Origin of the sequence: Flavihumibacter sp. CACIAM 22H1, from assembly GCF_001601815.1 — a bacterium.
Classification (GTDB): Bacteria; Bacteroidota; Bacteroidia; order Chitinophagales; family Chitinophagaceae; genus Flavihumibacter.
Genome location: NZ_LUKG01000132.1, coordinates 3661 through 6535, shown reverse-complemented (window position 1 = coordinate 6535; position 2875 = coordinate 3661). Strand labels below are relative to the sequence as shown.

The following is a 2875-nucleotide window of genomic DNA, read 5'->3' as shown; positions in this document are numbered from 1 at the left end:
TAGGCATTAAGGTATATTTCCACAGAGAGATAATCAAGCAACATGTACTTACTAGGAATTGACCTCGGTACTTCTTCTGTCAAAGTAACGGTAGTAGAAGCAGCCAATCAGACGATACTTGCCACGGCTTCTTATCCTGAAACAGAAGCAGATATTATTGCTATACAACCTGGTTGGGCAGAACAGTCGCCTGAGCTGTGGTGGGATCATGTGGAACAGGCCATACTGAAATGCCACGCCACAAAAAAGTATAACCCTGCTGAAATAACTGCCATCGGCATTGCGTACCAGATGCACGGATTGGTATTGGTAGATAAGGACCAAAAGGTGTTGCGCAATGCTATTATATGGTGTGATAGCAGGGCTGTTCAAATCGGGGAACAGGCTTTTCAGCAAATTGGCCCCACCCGCAGTCTGCAACATCTGCTTAATTCGCCCGGCAATTTCACCGCCAGCAAGTTGGCCTGGGTAAAGGCCAACGAACCCCGCTTATATGAAAAAATTGATAAAGTATTATTGCCGGGAGATTTTATAGCGCTTAAAATGACAGGCGAGGCTACCACCACCGTTTCTGCCTTATCGGAAGGTGTATTCTGGGATTTTAAAGAAAACCGTTTGTCGGAAGATGTATTAAAAACCTTTGGATTTTCAGCCAGTCTGTTTCCTGATGTACGCCCCTTGTTTTCCTCGCATGGACAATTGAACGCATCGGTAGCAGCCCGTTTAGCATTAAAGCCCGGTATCGTTGTAGCATACAAGGCGGGTGACCAACCTAATAATGCCTTATCGCTGAATGTACTGGAGCCGGGAGAAGTTGCTGCCACGGCGGGTACTTCTGGTGTAATTTATGGAGTTAGCGACCTGCTTGGTTATGATACTGAATCGCGCATCAATAGTTTTGCACATGTAAATTATATGGATGATCTGAGAAGAATAGGTGTGCTGCTATGTATCAACGGAACCGGCATATTTAACCGATGGATCAAAACCATTGCGGGACAGGCGCTGAGTTATTCGGCCCTGAACGAGTTAGCCGCTCAGGTGTCTGTTGGGGCTAATGGATTACGTGCCCTTCCTTTTGGGAACGGTGCCGAACGAATGTTAAACAACCAGATCGTCGGAGGGCAGTTTCATAACCTGGATTTTAATGTACATGGAACGGCGCACCTGGTACGGGCCGTACAGGAAGGCATTAGCTGCTCTTTCCGCTACGGTCTGGATATTATGCGGGAAAACGGTATTCAGCCGGCGGTCGTAAGAGCAGGAAAGGCCAATCTTTTCCTGAGTGATGTATTTACGCAGGCATTTGCTACCCTTAACCAGGTTAGCGTTGAGTTTTACGAGGGGGATGGTAGCTTTGGAGCGGCTATCGGTGCAGGTATTGGTACCCGGTATTACAGAGATGCTAAAGAGGCAGGTAGTGTAAGGACGCCTGTTTCTACTACCGAGCCAGGTAAGCCCGACCAGTACGAAACAATTTATCAGGAATGGAAAAAACTGTTGGCAGAACAGCTTGCCAGCTTACATTAATAAACAATCAACCAACAATCATGGCAATTACACTTGGACAGAAAGAGTATTTCAAAGGAATACCGGAAATTAAATTTGAGGGTAGGGAAAGTGATAATCCACTTGCCTTTCGCTGGTACGATGCCAATAAAGTTATAGCAGGAAAAACGATGAAAGAGCACCTGCGGTTTGCTGGCGCCTACTGGCACAGTTTCTGTGGAAATGGCTCCGATCCTTTTGGGGAGGCTACGCATATTTTTCCCTGGAATGAAAAAGGAGATGTGGTGGAAAGGGCCAAAGACAAAGCCGATGCTGCTTTTGAATTTTTTACCAAGCTGGGTTTGCCCTTTTATTGTTTTCATGATGTGGATGTAGTGGATTATGGAACCGATGTTGCGGAAAATGATCGGCGCTTGCAAAGCCTAACTGCCTACCTGAAAGAAAAACAGGCTGCCAGCGGCGTGCAATTATTGTGGGGAACTGCCAATCTTTTTTCTAGTCGCCGGTATATGAACGGAGCGGCTACCAACCCTGATTTTCATGTGCTGGCACACGGCGCTGCCCAGGTGAAAGCAGCCCTTGATGCTACTATTGCGCTTGGCGGACAAAACTACGTATTCTGGGGAGGCCGTGAAGGTTATATGAGCCTGCTGAATACAGATATGAAGCGCGAAAAAGAACACCTGGCCCGTTTCCTGCATGCTGCTAAAGACTATGCCCGTAAGCAGGGTTTTAAAGGAAAGTTCTTCATAGAACCCAAACCCTGTGAACCAAGCAAACACCAGTATGATTACGATTGCGAAACCGTTATAGGATTTCTCCGGCAGCACGATTTATTGAATGATTTTAGTCTGAATATTGAAGTAAACCATGCTACCCTGGCCGGGCATACTTTTACACATGAACTGCAGGTAGCGGCAGATGCCGGACTCCTGGGCAGTATTGATGCCAACCGCGGAGACTATCAGAATGGATGGGATACCGATCAGTTCCCGAACAACCTGAATGAACTGGCAGAAGCCCTGCTTATTATCCTTGAAGCAGGTGGATTTGGCGGTGGCGGCATTAATTTCGATGCAAAAATCAGGCGGAACAGTACGGATGCCGCTGATCTTTTCCATGCACATATTGGAGGTATGGATAGTTTTGCACGAGCTTTGGTAATTGCTGACGCTGTATTACAGCAATCGGAATATAATAAAATTCGCAAAGAACGGTATGCTTCCTATGATACCGGAAAAGGAAAAGAGTTTGAAGAAGGCAAGCTGGGCCTGGAAGAACTGCGGTCATTTGCCATTGAAAACGGCGAACCAAAGGCGATCAGCGGTAAGCAGGAATTTTTGGAAAACCTGATTAATCGGTTTAT

General features: G+C 46.5%; 2 protein-coding genes. Both read left to right on the top strand.

Features of this window, described 5'->3' with window-relative positions; all coding sequences use genetic code 11:
- Positions 1–42 precede the first annotated feature (42 nt).
- The gene (locus A1D16_RS20925) at positions 43–1530 is read left to right on the top strand and encodes an FGGY family carbohydrate kinase (RefSeq protein WP_290713388.1); all 1488 of its coding nucleotides are present in this window, start codon (positions 43–45) and stop codon (positions 1528–1530) included.
- 20 nt (positions 1531–1550) lie between these two features.
- A partial coding sequence (gene xylA, locus A1D16_RS20920) for a xylose isomerase (RefSeq protein ID WP_290713385.1) occupies positions 1551–2875 on the top strand: 1325 nt, incomplete at its 3' end.